Source organism: Pseudidiomarina xizangensis, assembly GCF_052541995.1.
In genome coordinates this window covers 527077-547611 of the sequence record NZ_JBOBQA010000001.1, presented here as the reverse complement: position 1 = coordinate 547611, position 20535 = coordinate 527077, and the positions used below count along the sequence as shown (strand labels likewise).

The window sequence follows — 20535 nt, the reverse complement described above, 5'->3', positions numbered from 1 at the left end:
ACCGTTACTCATTTTGCCAGAAAACCGGCGGATTATACCTTAACTGGTGATTCAAATCCCGCTGGTTTTACGGCAAGCAAATCACAATTGATTTGTTCGATGACATGTTCGGCTGTATTCCCTAATAGCGCAGCGCTGATACCAGTACGGCCGATAGTTCCAAGTACCACAAGCTCGGCATCGAGCTCTTCTGCAAGTTCAGGAATAACTTGCTCTGGCAGACCTTCGCGCACGTGTTGGCAACTTTCAGCAATGCTAAAGCGTTGGGCATGTTCGGCAAGTGCTTGTTGATGATTTTCAGCAATTACCTCGCGATAATTACCCGTATCAAATTCAGGGATTTCAGCGGCAATGGTCACCGGCGCGCCAGGATAAGCGTTAATTAGATGTACTTCGCTGTGTAGACAACTTGCGAAACCTTGTGCCGCTTCGGTGATTCTATGGTTCAAACTATCATGGTGGTCGTGTTCACCGGTCGTGTGAATGGCGGCGAGAACTTTGCCATGCTCTGGCCACTCGTGTTCTTTTACCAATAGCACCAGGCAGGGCGCTTTACGCAACAAATGCCAGTCAGTAGGTGTGAAGATTAAGTGTGCTAGTCCCTCATGGGGATGAGTGGCCTTAACAATGATGTCATACTCGCCACTAATGGCAGTTTCAATAATAGCTTCGTAGGGGCGATTGTGCCACAACACCGTAATAGTAATATCAAGGTCACGAGTATTGTAATCCTCAAGCAGATCTTCCACCCAAACCTTGCGGTCTTTAATTAAACTATCGCGCATGGTGTTGCGCTCTTCAGCTGCGAGCATCGTGGTCATTTCGTAGGAGAAGTCATAAATAGAGAGCATCAGGGTTACCGATGCCTGACTAATACGTGCTAAGTGCAGCGCACGATTTAGCGCCTTCTGCTGCTGCTTATCGGGGTCGAGAACGACCAAAATATTATTGACGCAAGACATAGCTACCTCGTTGAATCGCCTACTTTATTAATTGAGTTTAGTCGGGAATTCTGCAGCTGGCTAATTATGTCATTAACAAAGTTTGACGAAGGGCAATACTTGCCACCCAAAGGCCATACATGATCATGATTACGCCCATTGCCTGGCGGAAGCCTCGTGCCTTTAAAATACTTTGCAGGGCGCCACTAAACCAGCCAAACGCCAACATTGCTGGCAAGGTACCAAGCCCGAAGGCTAACATGTACAGTGCGCCAGAACTTGCAGAGGCGCTAAGTGCTGCCCAACTTAACGCACTGTAGACCAAACCACAGGGTAGCCAGCCCCACAACATGCCGGCGGCGAAACGACTGGAAAGAGCATTTTGCTCACGTAATTGGGTCGCATAAGGCGCAAGTTTGCGCCACAGTGGTCGACCGATTCTTTCAAGCTTCTGCAGGCCCAGCCACCAACCGCCAAAGTAGCAACCGAGTGCGACCAAAAAAACTGCCGCGACAAAACGTAAGCCAATCAGGGCAGGGGCAAAACTGCTTAGTAAAATTTGACTGAATAGGCCTACTAGTACACCGGCAAGCATATAGGAGGTAATACGTCCTAGGTTGTAACTTATAAGTTCTGACAGTGCCGGCTTGGCGCCCAAAGCTCCGGCTAAACCACCGCACATCATAAGGCAATGCCCAGCACCTGCTAAGCCCATGAAAAAAGCTGCAGCTACATCAAGATTCATCTTTATCTTGCTTGTCTTTGGTTTTTTTCGGTTGGTTATCATCGAGCAACACGTTCATCCCTTGCCGCTCGAGATCTTCAAATTGATCGCTACGAACCGCCCAAAAGAACACCGCCACAGCAATAATGACAAACAGAATGGCAATTGGGATTAATATATAAAGGCTTTCCAAAGCTACCTCGATGATTTTGTAGCAGTGTCGCTACGGTAGAGTCTAAGTGAGTTTACTAAAACTAACAATGAACTCAGCGACATGCCAATAGCTGCTATGTAGGGGGTGACCAGTCCCAGTACGGCAATAGGAATGATGCCAACATTGTACAGCAGCGCCCAGGTAATGTTTTGTTTGAGGATGCGTCGACTTTTACGGGTACTTGCCAGTAGTGTAGTGACGGCGGCAAAATCGTTGCGCATGGCCACAATATCTGCTGCCTGACGGGCGAGATCGGCAGCATGGCCAAAGGTCATGGAGATATCCGCCTGTGCCATTACCGGGCCATCATTAATGCCGTCGCCAATCATCAATACTGGGCCGAGTCGCTGTTGCTCGCGCACAAAAGCAAGTTTATCTTCAGGTAAGCACTCGGCCTTCACCTGGGTGATATTCAGCTGCTTAGCAACTTGCTCGGCATTGCTACGGCTGTCACCAGTTAACATGATAATTTCAAAACCCAATTTGCGCAGCGCCGCAAGGGTAGCTGGAACATCATCGCGCAAGGTGTCGGTGACGTGATAGCAAGCCAGGATTTCATTACGGGTCGCGAGGATCACGTTGGCTGCGGGCAGGTTCCGCGCCTGCGGGTGCCATTCTGAGATATAACGCGTGTTACCAATGCGTACGTGTTGGTGTAGTGCGTCGTCATGCCAAAGTGCTTCAATGCCGGCGCCAAGTTCTACCTTTACGTTATCGAGCTGAATTTGCTCAGGGTTAGCAAAACTTGCAAAAGGTGCGGCCAATGGATGTTCCGAGTGTTGCTCAAGCGCGCGCGCCAAACTATCAATCACAGCAGGGGGATAACGCTCGCTCAGATAACTTTGCTCGGCGATGCTAAATTTTCCGCTGGTCAGGGTTCCGGTTTTATCGACCACTAGGGTTCGGCAGTCGCGCAGCGCTTCGATAGCATCGGTATTGCGTAGCAAAATACCTTGTTTATTGAGCCGGTGAATAACCCCGGTCACTGCAGTCGGAGCAGCTAACGCCAGAGCACAAGGGCAAGTTGCGACAAGCACCGCAAGGGTGACCCAAAAGGCTTCTTGCGGTTCAATAAAGCTCCATACCAAAAAGGTCAACGCGGCTAAAATAAGAAGTTGTTTAACGAACTGATTAGCTAAGCGTTCGGCGTGTAAGGCTAATTTCGGTTTATTGGCCAGTGCTTGATCTTGCATCGCAGCAATTTTAGCCATTACGGTGCTTTGTTGTGTTGCTTGTACCATGACGCGAATCGGCTGTGCTTGATTCAAGGTTCCGGCATATACCGTTTGACCGTGTAGGTGATTCACGGGAACACTCTCGCCGGTAAGCATACTTTCGTTGATAGCTGCTTGTGCGGTCAATAGCTGACCGTCGGCGGGTAATGTCTGGCCCGGCAACACCCTGACGACATCGCCTTGCTTGAGTTTGTGAACGGCAATGGCCTCAAGCTGTCCGTCACTGGTTTCACGCTGCGCGGTAGCAGGTAGCAACTTGACTAAGTTAGCCGCTGTCGCGATGGCGCGCTGCTTAGCTAAAAGCTCAAGGTAGCGGCCTACTAATAACAGAAAAGTGAACATGCTGACGGATTCAAAATAGACTTCACCTTGATTGGCGAAAGTTGCGTAAGCACTCGCACCGTAGGCACTTAAAAGAGCCAAGCTTACAGGCACGTCCATATTCAGTTGCTTGGCCTGTATGCTGCGTAGCGCCGACATATAAAAGGGTTGTGCGCTATATAACAAAACCGGGGTGGCAAACAACAAACTGATCCACCAAAAGAACTGACGCATGGTTGGATCAAGTTCAGAGACCATACCGAAATATAAAGCGACGGCAATCATCATCACTTGCATAGTTGCAAGTCCGGCAATACCGATACGACGTACAAAATAGCGACGTCGACGTTTGAAGTCGTGTTCTTGAGTAGCGGCCTGAAACGGCAGCGCACGATAGCCTAAACCCGCGATTTGTTGCAATAGGGTACTCAACTTCACTTGTTCTGGTTGCCAGCAAATTAGCACCCGCTCAGTGGTGGCATTGACCTGGGCTTTGTGCACCCCGTCAAGACGCTGGAGTTGTTGTTCAATCAACCAGGCACAGGCAGCGCAGGTCATTCCTTCAATTGATAAGGTTGTGGTTTTCAGCCCTGCAGTTGTGGTTTGCGTGAACTGATCTTGCAACTCACTTTGATCATAGGCTTCAAGTTGTTGAAGTTCTTCCGGCAGCAGCGGAATCTGTAGTGGATTACTGGTATCCCGGAATTGATAAAAATGTAAGAGGTTTTGATCATCAATTGTTTGCGCTACTGCCTGACAGCCATAACAGCATACAGCACGACTCTCATTGGCTACTGTTACCTCATAGCCGCCGTTATCGGGCAAGGGCTGCAGGCAATGAAAGCAAGTACCGGCGGGAGGATGCGGCAGCGCACTAGGCATGAGATCAAACGCCGTAAGTTAGCGGTTCGAGTGTTAACTCTCGATAACTGGGCAGCTGTATCTGTTGACTTAAGCGCCAACTACCATCAAATGGCGTGATCGTGAGGGTCCACTTTCCCGGCTCATCTGCAACATCTACTGGTAGCTGTCCACGAAAACGACCGTCAGCATCAGCAGTAAGCCGCAAAGTGAAGTCTTTATCAGCCAGCGTAGTGTGATAGAAACTAAGTGTCAGCGCGGTAAGCTCGTTTGGTTGACCGGTTTTGTAGGCTAAAACTAAATTGCGCCCGTCATGGCTAAACACAAATGAAATACTGCGCGCCTGCGCTTCCTGGACTTTTTCAACTTGCGTATTGATGCCGCGACCTTGTTTGTAATAGTCGTCAACCACCATTGGATTATCGCCGTAACTTGAGGCTACGGTTAAGGTAATGAGCATTGCGATTACCACAGAAAAGGGAATTAACATCAATACCCAAGGCCATACCTGCTTGTACCAAGGCTTACCCATTACCACTATCCTCAAATTCATGTCGCTATAAAAAACCCCGCTGCTGCGGGGTTTTCAGTTTAGTCGTTTGAAAGCCCGTACACGTAGGCACTAATGACGTGTATTTTATCCTCGCCGAGGATATCTTTCCACGCTGGCATAACGCCGTTACGACCATTGGTCAGCGTTGTTTCGATAGCTTCTTGCGAGCCACCATATAACCAAATGTTGTCAGTAAGATTTGGCGCACCGAGTTGTTGGTTACCGGTACCGTCTTGACCGTGACAGGCAGCGCAGACGGCATAGTTCTGTTTGCCTGCTGAAGCAAGTTCAGGATCAACTTTGCGACCGCTCAGGCTCAATACATAAGTGGCTAGCTCAGTAATTTGTTGCTCATTAAACTGTGCACTGAATCCAGGCATTTGACCCTGGCGACCTTGCAATAAACTGGTCTTGATTGCTTCCGGTGATCCACCATAGAGCCAATCATCGTCGGTCAAATTAGGGAAGCCTTTACCGCCCATTGCATTCGAGCCATGACATTGTGCGCAGTTCTGAAGATACAAGCGTTGGCCTATTTCAGTTGCCCCGGGATCTTGCGCAAGTTCTTTTATCGGACGTTGCGCGTATGCTTCGAAAATCGGACCGAAGCGTTCTTCTGCTGCTTGCATTTTGCGGTCGTATTCCACGATTAAACCAGCTTCACGATGCGCTTCAGTAGCGGCACGTGATTCTTCAATCGAACGGACGTCCTGATTCGAACTGCTCCAGCCTAATAAGCCTTGGAAATTACCGAGTCCAGGGAATAGGACAAGATAAATGATACCCCAAACGATAGTGACCCAAAATAGGATCATCCACCAACGTGGTAACGGGTTGTTAATTTCAACGATACCGTCGAACTCATGATCCATGAGTTCACCTTCTTTTATCCCGGTAAAGTTGGTCATATTCCAGCGTAGCAGCCAGATGATACCAACCAAAAACGCTAGGGTAAGGACAATAATCCATGCACTCCAGAAGCTACTCATTATTCTTCGACTCCTGTTTAGTATTGTCTTGTTTAGTGCGCTTTAATTCATCCTCTTCGAAGATTGAATTAGCGGCTTCATCAAAGCTCTTTTTACGACCTTTGCTGTATGCCCAGAGCACGATGCCAATGAACAATACGAAAACTAAAACTGTGTAAAAACTACGCCAGGTGATGTAATCCATCTTAATTGGCCTGTTGTTGCAAACCAGTACCTAACGATTGTAGGTAGGCGATTAACGCTTCCATTTCGGTTTTCCCAGTAACAGCCGCTTTAGCACCATTAATATCGTCTTCGGTGTAAGGTACGCCGTAGAGTTGAAAAACCTCCATTTTCTTAGCTGTTAGTTCTCCATCCAGTTTATTTTCCACTAACCATGGATACCCTGGCATGTTCGATTCTGGAACCACATCACGCGGGTTCATTAAATGAACATAATGCCATTCGTCACTGTAACGACCACCAACGCGCGCGAGATCAGGGCCAGTACGTTTTGAGCCCCAAAGGAAAGGATGTTCCCAAACATGTTCACCTGCCAATGAATAGTGCCCGTAACGCTCTGTTTCCGAACGAAAAGGACGAATCATCTGGCTATGACAGTTGTTACAACCTTCGCGAATATAAATATCGCGACCTTCAAGTTCAAGCGCAGTGTAAGGCTCTAAGCCAACCACCGGCTCGTTGGTCTGTTTTTGGAAAATCAATGGGGTGATTTCCACTAAACCACCGATTGAAATGGCGATGGTGGCTAGAATGGCTAGCCAACCGACGCGCTTTTCAACGAAATCATGCTTAATGTTTTTGCTCATTAGTGCGACTCCTTAAGCTGATTTTAGTGCTGCTTCACGGGGAGCAACATCGATGGTTTCAGAACTTGGTGTACCAGCCTTGATGGTACGGTAACCGTTCCATGCCATGAGCAACATACCGGCAACGATGAACAGACCACCAACAAAACGAATAAACCAAAATGGGTACGAAGCTTCGACACTCTCGACAAAACTATAGGTGAGTGTACCGTCTTCCGCATTGACTGCGCGCCACATCAGACCTTGCATTACACCAGAAATCCACAATGCAACGATGTACAGCACGACACCAATGGTATGTAACCAGAAGTGGATGTTGATCCAGCGTACGCTGTACATCTGGGTTTGGCTCCACAAACGTGGAATCAAATAGTACAGCGAACCAATGGTGATCATTGCGACCCAGCCTAATGCACCTGAGTGCACGTGACCGATGGTCCAGTCAGTATAATGCGATAAGGCGTTAACAGATTTGATTGCCATCATCGGGCCTTCAAAGGTCGACATACCGTAGAACGATAAGGAAACGATTAAGAAGCGCAAAATTGGATCGGTTTTAAGCTTATGCCAAGCTCCTGACAAGGTCATGATACCGTTGATCATACCGCCCCATGACGGCACGAATAAGATAACAGACATCACCATACCAAGAGACTGAGTCCAGTCTGGTAAAGCTGTGTAATGTAAATGGTGTGGACCTGCCCAAATATAAAGCGAGATCAAGGCCCAGAAGTGAACAACTGACAAGCGATACGAATACACTGGGCGTTCGGCTTGTTTGGGAACGAAGTAATACATCATACCCAAGAAGCCTGCGGTCAATAAGAAGCCTACCGCATTGTGGCCATACCACCACTGAATCATGGCATCGACAGAACCAGCATAGATGCTATAGGACTTGGTGAAGGAGACTGGAAGCGCCATGCTATTGACGATATGCAGTACCGCAACGGTGATTATAAAACCACCATAGAACCAGTTTGCAACGTAAATGTGTGACGTGTTGCGTTTAACCAGAGTCCCAAAGAATACGATAATATAGGCGATCCAGGACAATGCGATCAAAATGTCAATGGGCCACTCCAGTTCGGCATACTCTTTAGATGAAGTAAGGCCGAGTGGTAGAGTGATCACGGCAAGCACAATAATGGCTTGCCAAGACCAAAACACAAAAGCAGCCAGCTTGTCCGAAAATAAGTTGGTGCGACATGTTTTTTGCACAATATAAAACGAGGTTCCCATGAGCGCTGAGGTGCTGAACGCAAAAATGACAGCATTGGTATGCAGTGGGCGCAGACGAGAGTAGGTAAGCCATGGAGTATCGAAATTTAGCTCAGGCCAGATCAGCTGAGCGGCAATCCAAACACCTAATGCCATACCGATAATCCCCCAAATGACCGTCATCACAGTAAACTGTCTGACGACTTTGAGGTTGTATTCGATTTGCTGTGGATTTGTTTGACTCATTTTTGTTTTCCGCGTTGATGCTCGTGCTTGGGAAGCGATAATTTCACAACCGTCTTCTAAAAAGAGTAACGTGACATTGATGATCGCGTGTCGGATACTTCAACAAACATGCATATTTTATGATGTTTATTCGCAAAAATACAGCGATAAACCGTTAAAATATCAAGCCTGCCGGCAGCTTGAAGAAAAAACAATCAGGGATTTACTAGGAATTAAAAGGTTTTATGACTCAAGAACTTAACCATACTTTATGTAAGGTCTCTGCCCTGGCGGTCTGCGCGCTTGTTTTACTCAGTTGCAAGCCAACTACAGAACGAGCATTGCCTACCACGCGTTATGAAATGTTTGGCGCCTCTATTAGTTTGATCATGCCCAGCCAACCAGTGCCGATTGAGCATCCCTTAGAGCTAAAATTAGAGCTTCCAGCCCATGTAGTTCCGGGATTAAGCTTTGTTGAAGGTGAATCAATGTACATGGGACGCATACCATTACAGTGGAACGAAAACGATACAGGCCGTTGGCAAGCAACTTTATACTTGGGCGCATGTACCGAGGCAAAAATGATTTGGCGACTCACGGTACCGTTACTAGAGCCTGCAACTGAAGTTGCTCGACCAATCAGCATCACCTTCACTAGCGTAGCAAATTGAAACAATTGTCTTGTCGCACTGCACAATTAGCGTGCTATAGTCGCTTGCAATAACATGTAAACTAGCTGAGGGAATGCTATGTCTGTGGCGTTAATTTGGATCGTGATAGGTATCTTACTGATACTCTCCGAGTTGCTTCTAACCAGCGTAATCGCTGTGTTTTTAGGAATCGGCGCAATAGCGACCGGGCTTTTATTACACTGGGATTTGATTGCAGAAAGCTCAACTCAGTTTGCGGTTTTTGGAGTGGTTAGCCTGGCGCTTTTAATATTCGCCCGAGGCCAGTTTAAGCGCTGGTTTATGGGATACACAACCGATGAAGATGACGCCAAACCGAATTTTCAACGTGATATTGGCGCACGGGTAAAAGTCATTCGTGATTTTAATCATGGCGCCGGGCGGGTGGTTCTCAACGGTGTGCAATGGGATGCATTCTCTGAAGATGAGTTGAAAGCGGGCGAAACCGCATGGGTGCTCGCAAACGAAGGTATTCAACTGACCGTTGGCCGCGAAAAACCGGTAAAAGAATAAAACTAAAAGGAAGCAGCTATGTTGGAATTAAATGTTGGCACGGTACTCGCATTAGGTTTTGCGCTTGCTGTTATCATTATTATTTTAAAAACTGCACGAATTGTGCCACAACGGACCAACTTCGTTATCGAGCGGCTAGGGCGCTATAGCCGTACGCTGGAGTCGGGCTTTCATCTGTTAATCCCCTTTGTTGATAAAGTCGCCTACCAACATACTCTTAAAGAAGAAGTGATTGACGTTGAACGGCAGGCCTGTGTTACCCGAGATAACATCCAGGTCGGTATCAACGGTGTGCTTTACATACAAGTGGTGGATGCGCACAAGGCAAGTTATGGCATCAACGACTACCGTTATGCGGCATCGCAGCTCGCACAAACCACCATGCGTTCAGTGATTGGTCAAACGGATCTTGATAAGACCTTCGAAGAGCGCGCGCGCATTAATGAAATCGTGGTGCAAGCGTTAGATGAGGCCGCAGCCCCGTGGGGCATTAAGGTACTGCGTTACGAAATCTCTGACATTGAACTACCAATGAGTATCAAAGACGCATTGGAACAACAAATGCGCGCCGAGCGTGAGCGACGCGCTGCCATCGCAAAATCTGAAGGCGAACGCCAAGCCATGATCAATGTTTCTGAAGGTCAGAAACAAGAAGTGATTAATTTATCGGAAGCCGAAAAGCAAAAACAAATTAATGAGGCTGAAGGCCGTGCACGCGAAATCGAACTGATTGCCGTAGCCACAGCTGAAGGATTACGCAAGATAGCGAGTGCAATTCAAGAGCCGGGCGGTCAGGATGCCGTGAGTCTTCGTGTTGCTGAGCAGTATGTGAAAGAGTTTGGTAAGTTAGCGAAAGAAACCAATACATTAATTTTGCCAGCGCAACTGTCGGATATCGGCGGTGCCGTAGCAGGCCTTACTGAAGTACTAAAGGCCAAGCCCAGCCAGCGGTAATTGTTAAACTGGCGTATCTAAAAGACTGTTCATCGTAGATGGGCAGTCTTTTTTGATCGTATTTGCTGAAATACGCATAGTTTACAACTAATACACATTATCCGTGCATAAGGAAATCAAATTCAATGAAGTTGTCTACTGCTTTAACACTTGCTGTGCTTACTCTGGCCGTGACGGTACCTCAGGTCTCAAAACCAGTTGCTGCGCAACAGTGGGGGAATGCCGAGCAAGCCGCTTTAGTTGTGTTACAACCATTAGGATTTGAGCGTAAGCGGGAACAACAAGAAGCCGTTGCCTACGCAGAAGCCCTGCAATCTGTCGAGCTTTATCCAGCTATCGGTGATGTCGTAACAGCGGTCAACTTCGAACCTGGAGACCAGGTAGTGCAAGGTCAAGTATTGGTGCAACTGGACGCTAGACGGCAGCGTATCGCGTTACAGCGTGCGAAATTGCAATTGACCGATGCCGAACGCACCGTTGAGCGGTTGCAGACGACTCGTGCCAAAGGGGCTATTCCACAAAGCCAGTTAGACGAGGCAGTGATCGCCCGTGACTTACTTGAAGTTGCTGTTGATGAAGCACAAACCAATCTGGATGACCGCCAAGTTGTCGCTCCGTTTGCCGGAGTTGTAGGTATCACAGATGTCGAAGCAGGTGACCGAATCACGCCGCAAACATTGATCGCCACGCTGGATAAGCGAGACCAACTGTATATCGATTTTCAGGCACCTGAGGCTTCGGTGGCAATGCTTGAGCAAGGTGCCGAATTAACGGTTTATTCGTGGTTGCGTCTGCAAGAGCCTTTGCAAGCAAAAGTTACCGAAATAGGTTCACGTATTGAGCAAAGTAGCCGTACTGTGAGGATCCGTGCGCTAATCGACAATAGCAACGACAAGTATCGCCCCGGTATGAGCTTCCGAGTGGCCTTAACCTTAGCTGGTGACAGTTATCCAGTGGTTCCAGAAGCCGGTTTAATGTGGGGGCCAGAAGGTGCCTACGTTTGGATTGCGGAAGACGGTAAAGCGAAGCGGATCGACGTTTCGATAAAACAGCGCCTACCCGGCCGCGTGCTGGTGGACGGTAATTTGCAACTTGGTGATGAACTTATCGTTGAGGGCGTGCAAAGTCTACGTGAAGGTCAGTCCGTTAAAGAATTAGCAAATAGGAGTTCTAATCAATGAAATGGGCTCCGCAACTAAATGATTTACCGTCACTTTCGATCCGCCGTCCGGTACTTATTGTTGTTTTGAACTTGCTTATCATTATTGCCGGACTTGCTGCCATTCAGGGGGTTGAGGTACGTGAGTTACCCGATGTTGATCGGCCGGTAATTTCGGTCACCGCCAGCTATCCTGGCGCAGCGCCGGAAACTGTAGATACTGAGGTTACCAGTCGGCTAGAAGGGGCGGTGGCGCGCGTAAGTGGGGTTAAGTCCATACGCGCATCAAGTGAAGAGGGTAGCTCGCGGGTCGTGGTTGAGTTTCGCCCCGGGATTGATCTCGACAATGCTGCCAATGAAACGCGGGAATCGGTAAGTCGGGTACAGCGCGCGTTACCTGAAGAAGTTGAGAATGTTGCGATTATTAAAGCCGATAATGACGCGGAATCTGTGGTTTCTTTAGCTATTTCCAGTGCAGCACTTGACCTACCGGCATTAACAGAGCGAGTAGAAACCGATTTAGCGCCAAATTTTTTAAATATCCCGGGGGTCGCTGATGTACGGTTAACCGGTGATCGTCGCCGCGTCATGCGTGTTGTCATCGAACCTTTACGATTGGCGAGCTATCAACTGACAGTAAGTGACGTCGCTGCGGTTTTGCGACAGGCGCCGTTCGATGTTCCGGCAGGGAGCTTAAAATCAACGGATCAACAGCTCATAGTTCGGGCTGATGCTAGCTCAGTGTCGACTGAAGATGTTGAAAATATAATTATTTCCGGTACCACTAGAATCGGCGACATTGCCACTGTTTATTTTGGTCCTGCTGATGCCAATAGCATAACGCGACTCGACGGCAAGCAGGTTCTCGGTTTAGGCATTATCCGCCAAGCGCGTTCTAACACCATCGAGATTTCCAACGAAGTATTGCGCTTGGTTGAGGACTTACGTAAGCAATATCCAGAGCTGACACTACGGGTAACCGACGACGATGCTGAATTCATCCGTAGTTCGGTGGAAGAGGTCATCACTTCCTTAGCGCTGACTATCTTACTTGTTGTCGCGACCCTATGGTTATTTATTGGCTCCGGTCGCGCTACTGTTATTCCTGCAGTTTCTATTCCGGTAGCGTTGATAGGGTCCATTGCCGTAATTTGGGCTTTAGGCTTTTCGATCAATATACTTACGTTACTTGCCCTAGTGTTGGCTACCGGGTTAATTGTCGATGACGCAATTGTTGTCTCAGAAAACATCCAGCGCCGGCGTGGTATGGGGCTTGGCGCACGTGCCGCCGCAGTAATAGGTACCCGTGAAGTATTCTTTGCCGTGGTTGCGACGACGGCAGTGTTAGTAGCTGTATTTGTACCCATTGCTTTTTTACCATCAACCGCTGGTCGCTTGTTCCGGGAGTTTGGTGGAGTATTAGCAGCAGCCGTTATTATTTCATCGTTTGTAGCACTTTCCTTAGTTCCGGCTCTGACGGCGCGGTTGCCACTGAAAGATCACAAAGAAACATTTCTAACCCGCATCGGTGCGCGTTTCCGTAATCGCTATGTTAAAACCCTTCATTGGGTTCTTGATCATGCGAAATTGGTTTTTGCCATTTGTGTACTGATCGCTGGTAGTGCGGTGGGTTTTTACCTGAATATCGATAACGAGCTCATGCCCTCCGAAGACCGCGGGCAGATTCGGATTTTTGCCCGAGGGCCCGATGGTGTTGGGCTGAACTTCATGAATCGCCAAGCTCAGCAAATGGAAGAAATTTTGCTTCCGTATGTGAATGGTGGCGCGGTTGAAAGCATTAACACCCGTGTCGGACAGTGGGATCCTAACTTGGTATTTATTACTGTCAGGCTAACCGATTGGGAGGAACGTGATCGTTCTCAGCAAGAAATTATCGATGAAATTAACGAGCCGCTGAGTCGTATTCCTGGAGCACCAGCACGCGCCTTTGGTTCTAACAGCTTAAATCTACGCGGCCAGGGTGGTGGCCTGGAAGTTGCCTTAACTGGTGATAACTACCGTGAAATCTATGATGCAGCGTTGGCATTTGGTGAAGCGGCCCAGCAAGCCATGCCTGAAATTGGCTTTCCACGTGTAGGTTATCAGCCCACGCAACCGCAATTGCGGGTAAATATCGATCGACGTCGTGCATCAGACCTTGGGGTGTCGTTGAGTGATATATCGGCCACGTTACGCGTCGCTATCAATGGTGATGACATTGTCGACTTAAATATAGGTGATCAGGCGGTGCCGATCATCTTGCAAGCGCAGCGCAGTCAAATTAAATCGCCAACAGACCTTGCTAACCTGTACGTTGGCACAGCTGACGGTGCGTTAGTGCCGCTGTCGAGTATCGCGACCATTAGTGAGGAGGGCGTTGCCGCCGAATTAGAACGTCGTGCACAACGTCGTGCCATCGAAGTCGATATGCAAATGCCAACCAGTATTCCAATCGAAGAGGTTGTTGAAAACTTACGTCAGATCGCCTCTGACACCTTGCCTGATAACATAGGCATGGTTCTACTTGGCGAAGCAGAGGCTTATGAAGAAACCGAACGCGAAGTTATGATGACCTATGTGCTCGCTTTCTTAATCGTATTACTGGTGCTCGCCGCGCAGTTTGAAAGCGTGAACAGTGCTATTGTGGTCATGGCAACGGTGCCCTTTGGCATCGCTGCGGCATTTTTCGCATTGTATCTGACCGGTACATCGATCAATATTTTCTCACAAATTGGTCTGGTTATGCTGATTGGTTTGATTGCGAAAAACTCTATTTTACTGGTCGAATTTGCCGACCAATTGCGTGATCAAGGCCAAACCGTGCGCGAAGCTGTTGAAAATGCAGCTGATATACGTTTACGGCCAATTATGATGACCTTGGTATCAACCTTGCTTGGCGCTTTACCGTTGATTCTCTCGGTCGGTGCCGGCGCTGAAGCTCGTAACTCGATTGGTTGGGTGGTGTTTGGTGGGCTTGCCTTTGCAGTCGTCTTTACGCTTTATTTGACCCCAGTCATCTACCTTGGACTTGCGCGTTTTACCAAGCCTCGGGCGGATGAAACCCAGCGTTTAGAGCGTGAAATGGAAAAAGCGCAAGACACTAATGAAGCTAACCTTCAGTAACAGCTTAACCGTGTCATGAAAATTGAGCCTAATACACGAGGATCGTTCGAAGCGGGCGCGCGAGCTGCGAGGGCGTACTACAGCAACAGATGGACGCGCTGAAAACCCACCTAGAGCACTAAATAGCTGTGCGCTACGCGAATTCTGATCAACTCGCAGGGTGATTACTGCCAATTTTTCGCGTATGAATGCTTAATTATGTGAACACCCACTTAGGGTTATCATACTTATCCATAGTTGATTTAACATAATATACATTATGCGCAATCATAAGATTGCTAAATAGAGAGGTTTACTGCCCTCTGTTAATTGTGTCTGTTACGGCTTCAGCTTAAACTGCACCTAGAGTTAACAACGATTCGAAAAAACAAATAAGGACATTAGAAACATGCTTAAAACGTTTTCTACTCTTATGGTTGCTGGCGTTTTGTCAGTTAGCAGCGCTCAAGCTTCGCTACTTTATAAAATTAGCGGTAAAGACATGGCAGAACCTTCCTATCTGTTTGGTACCATTCACATGATTTGTGCGGACGAATTCAACGTTCATGCGCAAACTGAAAAGGCATTTAATGAAGCCGATCGTTTAATTATGGAATTGGACATGGCGGATCCTGCGGTTATGCAGTCAATGCAAACTAAACTATTGGATCCTGAGGGACGAAAATTGTCGTCGCGATTAACAGAAGCTCAGTACGCGCTGCTAGATAAATTTCTTACCGATACTATGGGTATGGGATTAACTACCTTTGACGGTATGCGTCCGTTTATACTCAGTAGCATGGTAATGACTTCACAGATGGGTTGTGAGCAACAAATGTCTTATGAAGGTCACTTTACCCAGCAAGCGTTACAACAGGAGAAAACCGTCGATGGACTGGAGAGCGTTGATTTTCAGTTTGGTATTTTTGACCAAATTCCCTACCAAGAACAAGTTCAGTGGTTGATCGAGTCATTAGAAGAAGAAGCAGACGCAACAGCTGAGCTGGATAAGATGATTCGACTTTACGTAGCTGAAGACATGGAAGGCTTGTATCGAATGATCGCTGAAACTGATGCGTACGCCGAATATACAGCTTTATTGCTCGACGATCGCAATCGCAACTGGCAACAAAGGCTTGATGCTGATTTACAGGCTCCAGGTACTGAATTTATTGCTGTTGGTGCGGGTCACTTAGGTGGTAATGCTGGTATGATCAAGCTGCTTAGAGACCTCGGGTATACGGTTGAAGCTGTTTCTACCAAGGTTCAAAATTAAAAATAAATAATTAAGGATAAATATGCGCGTCGCCGCTGAACAACTGCAGCCTCCATTAGATGAATGGGCGCAACAGCGCCCTGCTTCTCCGCAAGCCAATCCGCTGATTGGTCAAGATCGCGCTTTAGCCGCGATTAAGCAAACGATGCGCATTGGTGGACGTTATGCCCATGGCTATGTGGTAACTACGCCTGGCTTGCGGGTGCTGGATGTGTTGCACGAGTTACAGACGCGTCATCAATGGGTTCATTTTGAGCGCTTTGACTGGTTGTATTTAGCTAATCCGGATTCAGCCAACGAACCGCTTTGTGTCAATGTTCCGGCAGGTACTGCTCGAGCAGTGCTCGAAGGCTTAATGGAGTTTTTTGAGCTGGAGTTAACTGACCGTGATGCGGCCCTAAGTAAACTCCTTGAGTCCTTTGCCAGTGAGCGATTAGCGCGTTATCTGGAAAAAATTAAAGACAAAACCTTCGATGACTTGCCGGGGAAAGAACTGGCAATGGTCATAGTTGAGTCGGATGCACAGAGCAACGATTTTGTGTTGTGTGATCGAGTCACCGAGACCAGTTTGTTTGGTAGTATCCGACTGCAATCTGTCGAAGGCACAATATCCTCTGAATTACATCTTATACAGCCTGGGTCGCTGTTGAAAGCCAACGGCGGTGTCCTCGCGATAGACGCTGAAGAGCTGCTGACTCAGCCCGGCTTATGGCGTAAACTTAAATATATTTTGCGTACCAGCTTATTTCATTGGCCACAGCCAGGCGAAGCAAATATCGCTGCCTATTACCAACCTGAACCTGTGCCGATCCATTTAAAAGTACTGTTATTAGGTGAGCGTTCGATATATGCGCAACTACGCGAGCTTGATCGCGATTTCGACAATCTTTTCCCTTATTTAGCTGATTTTTCGTCGCACTATCCGGTCAGTCAGAATCCATTAGTACCCTACTTTGACTATTTAAGTTATGTCGAGCGTGAGGCCGCAACTTTGCCACTGGCAACTTCGGCAATACCACTCGTGCTGAAATACGCGTCGCGGTTAAGTGATTACCAAACTGAGCTATCACTCGACACCATCGCCCTAATGCAATTGCTGCGCGAAGCCGCCGCATTAGCCATGGAACAAGACCGTGACACTATCGAACACGACACAATTTTAGCCGTACTGCAGCAACGCCTGTATCGTGACGGTTACATCGCTGAATTAAGTCGCAGACAAATTCTTGAAGGTCAGGTTTATATTGAAACCAGCGGTAGCGTGGTTGGTCAGGTGAATGGCCTTACCGTGGTGACCATGGGCGGAACTGAGTTTGGTGAACCCACACGGATAACTGCCACCGTTCATTACGGTGACGGTGACATTATTGATATTGATCGGAAATCTGAGCTAAGTGGCAACATTCATACTAAAGGCGTGATGATTTTGTCAGCCTATATTGCTAACGTTTTTGCTCGCAGCGAAGAAATGCGCTTATCAGCGACCATTGTGTTTGAACAATCCTACTATGAAGTTGATGGTGATAGCGCTTCTCTGGCTGAGCTCTGCTGTTTGCTCTCAGCCTTAGCTGAAGCTCCTCTTGCGCAGGGTTTGGCGATCACCGGTGCAGTCGATCAATTCGGCCGGGTGCAAGCCATTGGTGCAGTCAATGAAAAAATCGAAGGACACTTTGCATTGTGTCAGGAACGCGGACTTGATGGTACCCAAGGGGTGATTGTGCCAAGCGCAAACCTAAGTCAACTAAATCTTGAACCTGACGTTATCGCAGCAGTGGTTGCTGGGCAATACCATGTTTATGCAATTGACGATGTGGCAGAAGCGCTGACGCTTTTAACTGGCGAAAAGCAAGAGCAGCTTTATGCTCGGATTGAGAAGCGCTTGGATCAACTGCAGCATTACGAACCTGAGCAACCATGGTACAAACGAATTTGGTAAAGTCGACTAGTCGGACTTGTTTAGCGTACAAGTGTTCGCTAAGCTAACAGCACTTTTCACGCCGCAAACAAGGTGTTTATGACTCAATCAAGCTTAAATCGCGATGACCTGCTGGCTTGCTCAGAAGGCAAGATGTTTGGTCCAGGGAATAGCCAATTACCCGCCCCTAATATGTTGATGATGGACCGCATTGTCACTATTAGTGATGAAGGCGGCGAATATGGAAAAGGCTATATCCATGCTGAATTGGATATTTCTCCAGACCTTTGGTTCTTCGCCTGTCATTTTAAGGGCGATCCAGTTATGCCAGGCTGCCTGGGATTAGATGCAATGTGGCAGTTGACGGGCTTTTTCTTGGCGTGGAGCGGTGGTCCAGGCCGTGGCCGTGCATTAGGTGTTGGCGAGGTAAAATTCACTGGTCAGATTCTGCCTACTGCCAAAAAAGTAAGCTATTTTATTGATATGAAACGTGTAATTAAGCGCAAGCTGTTTATGGGTGTAGCTGACGGTCGCGTTGAAGTAGACGGTAAAACTATCTACACCGCAAAAGATCTTAAGGTCGGTTTGTTTACTGACACATCTAACTTTTAAGTTGGTGGCAATTGATCACTTGCTCATGAAAAAGCCCGCTTTTTGCGGGCTTTGGTTTTTTAGAGTAGATAATTTTAGCTAATTTGCGTGGACAGATTAACGATACAATCCTACACTTCGCGCCTCTTGCGCGTCGCGCCAACCGCCTAACCACTGACAACGAATTTCTTGATTTTGATACGGACATAGCTCTTTTGAACGACCCGCTACACCGGCTTTAAAACCCTGTGAATGTGCCCGTTCCAGGCGATCGCGTTTCTGTCTTTTCATCATTGATTTCCTCGTCCAGTTGTTCTTGTAATCGTTCTTACGAAGAGCGAAAATTATTTCACTCTTGTAATAATAGATAGCAACTCAGATAAGGAGTTCAATAGTAAAAAAAGACGCTTTTCCAGTTCGCCGGCTAAGCTCCTGAAAAAGCGTCAGATCTACGATTAACTTTTTTTAGAACAAGTTTTTCGTTTAGGCCTTAAACAATCGACGAACTGTAATAAGACCACCGATCAAGAACATAGCTAAAAGTCCGCCTAACCCAGTCGCGGCACCCTGACGCTCGACTCGATTATCGGTTACGGAACATTGATTACGCTCACCAGAGGCTGGATCAAGAAGAACTGTTTTCGCCAACTGTTCGGTATGCGCATTCCCTTCATTATCAATAATTTCGCCTTCATTAATCGTGGTTGCGACAATCACACCGTTATTATTGATACCCTCAGCGGTTGCGATAAACAGGTCCGCATCACAGTCAACTGTAGTGTTGAATGTATTGTTGAGATCGACAAAAAGTGCGTCTTCCGCTGCACTGTCGTAGCTGAACCCGACCCGACGGCGTTGGGTTGATAAACTCGGTTCAATTTCAGCAGAACCGACAATAACACCCGCGTTATTGATTGCCGCTGGCAAGGTACTTGAGCCGACGAAGAAACCTGGTAACTCCATAAAGGTATCGGTGTCGAGCTCATACAGGAAGCCTACAAAGCGCTGGATTCCTTGTATATTGCGCACCAGGAAACCAATAACTTGATTTTCATCATTGATATCCGTTGCCGAACCCCAAAGATAATCAAGGTCATCAGTAATCGGTAAGGTTTCGCCATCTTTAAAAATAGCTGGCATCTTAATACGACGGCCCGCTTCAGCAATACCTTCGTAATAGGTCCAGCTTTGGCCTACCGCAATACCATTATTATTTACCGCAAATGCATAGCTGGAGAAATCACTGCCGTCGTCGTCGGCGCGTTCCGTTAACGGCGGATAATAGTCAACGTTAATGACTTCACCGTTGGCATCAAGTTGCCATACTGAGGCGCGCATATCGTAGATAGATTGATTGCTGGCAATACTGGTGCGGTTGTAAAAGTTCTGCAGGTTCGATGCCGTTGCATTACGCAAAGAGAACCAGCGTTGCCACATGCAGCCATAAACTGAACGTATCGCATTACCTTCTGCTACTGCGGTCTCGCACTGTTCGGCAAGGACCACAGCGTTTGGACTCAATGCGGTACTGACAAAACCGACGGCAACGTTTTGTTCGTTGATATCCATCATTGCTGACTCGCCACCCAGATAGGCTTGTTCTGGCGCTGGGTAGGTTTTAGTTTGGTTACCGTCTGACCACATTGCCTGGCGGGTAAAATCGCGCTCAGCCGCTTCGTAGGTGATAGTTTGAGGATCATCGCCGTCAGTGGTGTAACTAAAACTCTCATAGCGATAAGGTGCAGTGCCCCAACCTACCCGAATATTATTGTTATTCAGGCCATAAAAATAGTGGTCAGAGGTATTCTCTAATTCTGGTGTATCAGGATCGGTATCGTTAAAAAAGTCATTAAATGAAATGCTTTGTCCATTAAAGTAACCCGCAAAGTAGTAGCTAATACGCGGGTTACGTAACTGCGGACTGTCGCTGTCACGCAAGGCGTGAATCAAAGCGCTGTACTGGGCATAGCTTAAAGAGTAGTTCGCCAGGTCGTCGTTTTCAGGATCAATCCCGATCGACGCCAGTGTGCTCGGTTGCAGCTTGGTCAAATCAATTTCAAGATCACTAGGGAATTGTCCCAATAGTGTCGTATGTCGATTATCGTTAACATCTGTTGGAAACAAATGGCGGACTTTTTCAGGGGTTTCAAGTTGTTGAAACGTGAAGACATCGGCCTTTGCTGGGCTCAAAAAAGACGAAGCTACAGCTACGCTAAACACCCCTAAAGTAAATTTTTTCATAT

19 protein-coding genes are annotated in these 20535 nt (G+C 47.6%); 8 read left to right on the top strand and 11 right to left on the bottom strand.

The window, feature by feature from the left end:
- Positions 1–32 precede the first annotated feature (32 nt).
- The 9 genes from uspE to ccoN form a co-directional block, all read right to left on the bottom strand.
- Positions 33–962, bottom strand: a complete 930-nt coding sequence (gene uspE / locus ACQ5ES_RS02540) for a universal stress protein UspE (RefSeq protein ID WP_445014388.1) — start codon at positions 960–962, stop codon at positions 33–35.
- A gap of 64 nt (positions 963–1026) precedes the next feature.
- Positions 1027–1686 carry a sulfite exporter TauE/SafE family protein gene (locus ACQ5ES_RS02535; RefSeq protein ID WP_445014387.1) on the bottom strand — a complete coding sequence of 220 codons (660 nt, stop codon included), beginning with the start codon at positions 1684–1686 and terminating at the stop codon, positions 1027–1029.
- A complete protein-coding gene (ccoS, locus tag ACQ5ES_RS02530) occupies positions 1676–1858 on the bottom strand; it encodes a cbb3-type cytochrome oxidase assembly protein CcoS (protein ID WP_445014386.1) in 183 nt (60 codons plus the stop codon). Before ccoS ends, ACQ5ES_RS02535 begins: the two co-directional genes overlap by 11 nt.
- A 2-nt stretch (positions 1859–1860) precedes the next feature.
- Positions 1861–4317, bottom strand: a complete 2457-nt coding sequence (locus ACQ5ES_RS02525; protein ID WP_445014385.1) for a heavy metal translocating P-type ATPase — start codon at positions 4315–4317, stop codon at positions 1861–1863.
- A gap of 4 nt (positions 4318–4321) precedes the next feature.
- Positions 4322–4828 carry a FixH family protein gene (locus tag ACQ5ES_RS02520; protein WP_445014384.1) on the bottom strand — a complete coding sequence of 169 codons (507 nt, stop codon included), beginning with the start codon at positions 4826–4828 and terminating at the stop codon, positions 4322–4324.
- 59 nt (positions 4829–4887) lie between these two features.
- Positions 4888–5838, bottom strand: coding sequence for a cytochrome-c oxidase, cbb3-type subunit III (gene ccoP / locus ACQ5ES_RS02515; protein ID WP_445014383.1), 951 nt, complete (start codon positions 5836–5838; stop codon positions 4888–4890).
- Entirely contained in the window at positions 5831–6022 is a 192-nt protein-coding gene (locus ACQ5ES_RS02510) for a cbb3-type cytochrome oxidase subunit 3 (RefSeq protein ID WP_445014382.1), read from the bottom strand. Before ACQ5ES_RS02510 ends, ccoP begins: the two co-directional genes overlap by 8 nt.
- A gap of 1 nt (position 6023) precedes the next feature.
- Positions 6024–6647: a cytochrome-c oxidase, cbb3-type subunit II gene (gene ccoO, locus ACQ5ES_RS02505; protein WP_445014381.1), complete on the bottom strand. Its 624-nt coding sequence runs from the start codon at positions 6645–6647 to the stop codon at positions 6024–6026.
- A gap of 12 nt (positions 6648–6659) precedes the next feature.
- Positions 6660–8114, bottom strand: coding sequence for a cytochrome-c oxidase, cbb3-type subunit I (gene ccoN, locus ACQ5ES_RS02500; protein WP_445014380.1), 1455 nt, complete (start codon positions 8112–8114; stop codon positions 6660–6662).
- Positions 8115–8338: 224 nt separating this feature from the next.
- Between ccoN and ACQ5ES_RS02495 the strand changes: the two genes are divergently transcribed.
- The 8 genes from ACQ5ES_RS02495 to fabA all read left to right on the top strand — a co-directional run bounded on the left by ACQ5ES_RS02495 (position 8339) and on the right by fabA (position 18313).
- The gene (locus ACQ5ES_RS02495) at positions 8339–8764 is read left to right on the top strand and encodes a hypothetical protein (RefSeq protein WP_445014379.1); all 426 of its coding nucleotides are present in this window, start codon (positions 8339–8341) and stop codon (positions 8762–8764) included.
- Between the two features lie 78 nt (positions 8765–8842).
- Positions 8843–9295, top strand: coding sequence for an NfeD family protein (locus ACQ5ES_RS02490; protein WP_445014378.1), 453 nt, complete (start codon positions 8843–8845; stop codon positions 9293–9295).
- Positions 9296–9313: 18 nt separating this feature from the next.
- Positions 9314–10249 (top strand): SPFH domain-containing protein, encoded by a 936-nt coding sequence (locus ACQ5ES_RS02485; protein ID WP_445014377.1) that lies wholly within the window; start codon positions 9314–9316, stop codon positions 10247–10249.
- Between the two features lie 125 nt (positions 10250–10374).
- The gene (locus ACQ5ES_RS02480) at positions 10375–11430 is read left to right on the top strand and encodes an efflux RND transporter periplasmic adaptor subunit (RefSeq protein WP_445014376.1); all 1056 of its coding nucleotides are present in this window, start codon (positions 10375–10377) and stop codon (positions 11428–11430) included.
- The gene (locus ACQ5ES_RS02475) at positions 11427–14531 is read left to right on the top strand and encodes an efflux RND transporter permease subunit (protein WP_445014375.1); all 3105 of its coding nucleotides are present in this window, start codon (positions 11427–11429) and stop codon (positions 14529–14531) included. The genes ACQ5ES_RS02480 and ACQ5ES_RS02475 overlap by 4 nt, the downstream gene beginning before the upstream one ends.
- A 388-nt stretch (positions 14532–14919) precedes the next feature.
- On the top strand, positions 14920–15786 hold the full coding sequence (locus tag ACQ5ES_RS02470) for a TraB/GumN family protein (protein WP_445014374.1): 867 nt from the start codon (positions 14920–14922) through the stop codon (positions 15784–15786).
- A gap of 22 nt (positions 15787–15808) precedes the next feature.
- The gene (locus ACQ5ES_RS02465; protein WP_445014373.1) at positions 15809–17722 is read left to right on the top strand and encodes an AAA family ATPase; all 1914 of its coding nucleotides are present in this window, start codon (positions 15809–15811) and stop codon (positions 17720–17722) included.
- Between the two features lie 78 nt (positions 17723–17800).
- Positions 17801–18313, top strand: a complete 513-nt coding sequence (gene fabA / locus ACQ5ES_RS02460; RefSeq protein WP_445014372.1) for a 3-hydroxyacyl-[acyl-carrier-protein] dehydratase FabA — start codon at positions 17801–17803, stop codon at positions 18311–18313.
- A 96-nt stretch (positions 18314–18409) separates the two neighbouring features.
- Here the strand turns inward: fabA and rmf are convergent, their stop codons facing one another.
- Complete coding sequence (gene rmf, locus ACQ5ES_RS02455) at positions 18410–18583, bottom strand: ribosome modulation factor (protein ID WP_445015364.1); 174 nt, start codon at positions 18581–18583, stop codon at positions 18410–18412.
- Between the two features lie 192 nt (positions 18584–18775).
- Positions 18776–20533 carry a DUF3466 family protein gene (locus tag ACQ5ES_RS02450; protein ID WP_445014371.1) on the bottom strand — a complete coding sequence of 586 codons (1758 nt, stop codon included), beginning with the start codon at positions 20531–20533 and terminating at the stop codon, positions 18776–18778.
- Positions 20534–20535 lie beyond the last annotated feature (2 nt).

Coding starts and splice junctions, on each gene's coding strand:
- ACQ5ES_RS02480 (WP_445014376.1), top strand. CDS start 10,375: ATGAAGTTGTCTACTGCTTTAACACTTGCTGTGCTTACTCTGGCCGTG.
- ccoO (WP_445014381.1), bottom strand. CDS start 6,647: ATGAGCAAAAACATTAAGCATGATTTCGTTGAAAAGCGCGTCGGTTGG.
- ACQ5ES_RS02510 (WP_445014382.1), bottom strand. CDS start 6,022: ATGGATTACATCACCTGGCGTAGTTTTTACACAGTTTTAGTTTTCGTA.
- ACQ5ES_RS02465 (WP_445014373.1), top strand. CDS start 15,809: ATGCGCGTCGCCGCTGAACAACTGCAGCCTCCATTAGATGAATGGGCG.
- ccoN (WP_445014380.1), bottom strand. CDS start 8,114: ATGAGTCAAACAAATCCACAGCAAATCGAATACAACCTCAAAGTCGTC.
- fabA (WP_445014372.1), top strand. CDS start 17,801: ATGACTCAATCAAGCTTAAATCGCGATGACCTGCTGGCTTGCTCAGAA.
- ACQ5ES_RS02450 (WP_445014371.1), bottom strand. CDS start 20,533: ATGAAAAAATTTACTTTAGGGGTGTTTAGCGTAGCTGTAGCTTCGTCT.
- ccoP (WP_445014383.1), bottom strand. CDS start 5,838: ATGAGTAGCTTCTGGAGTGCATGGATTATTGTCCTTACCCTAGCGTTT.
- ACQ5ES_RS02535 (WP_445014387.1), bottom strand. CDS start 1,686: ATGAATCTTGATGTAGCTGCAGCTTTTTTCATGGGCTTAGCAGGTGCT.
- ACQ5ES_RS02490 (WP_445014378.1), top strand. CDS start 8,843: ATGTCTGTGGCGTTAATTTGGATCGTGATAGGTATCTTACTGATACTC.
- ACQ5ES_RS02470 (WP_445014374.1), top strand. CDS start 14,920: ATGCTTAAAACGTTTTCTACTCTTATGGTTGCTGGCGTTTTGTCAGTT.
- ACQ5ES_RS02525 (WP_445014385.1), bottom strand. CDS start 4,317: ATGCCTAGTGCGCTGCCGCATCCTCCCGCCGGTACTTGCTTTCATTGC.
- ACQ5ES_RS02520 (WP_445014384.1), bottom strand. CDS start 4,828: ATGGGTAAGCCTTGGTACAAGCAGGTATGGCCTTGGGTATTGATGTTA.
- rmf (WP_445015364.1), bottom strand. CDS start 18,583: ATGAAAAGACAGAAACGCGATCGCCTGGAACGGGCACATTCACAGGGT.
- ACQ5ES_RS02485 (WP_445014377.1), top strand. CDS start 9,314: ATGTTGGAATTAAATGTTGGCACGGTACTCGCATTAGGTTTTGCGCTT.
- ACQ5ES_RS02475 (WP_445014375.1), top strand. CDS start 11,427: ATGAAATGGGCTCCGCAACTAAATGATTTACCGTCACTTTCGATCCGC.
- ACQ5ES_RS02495 (WP_445014379.1), top strand. CDS start 8,339: ATGACTCAAGAACTTAACCATACTTTATGTAAGGTCTCTGCCCTGGCG.
- uspE (WP_445014388.1), bottom strand. CDS start 962: ATGTCTTGCGTCAATAATATTTTGGTCGTTCTCGACCCCGATAAGCAG.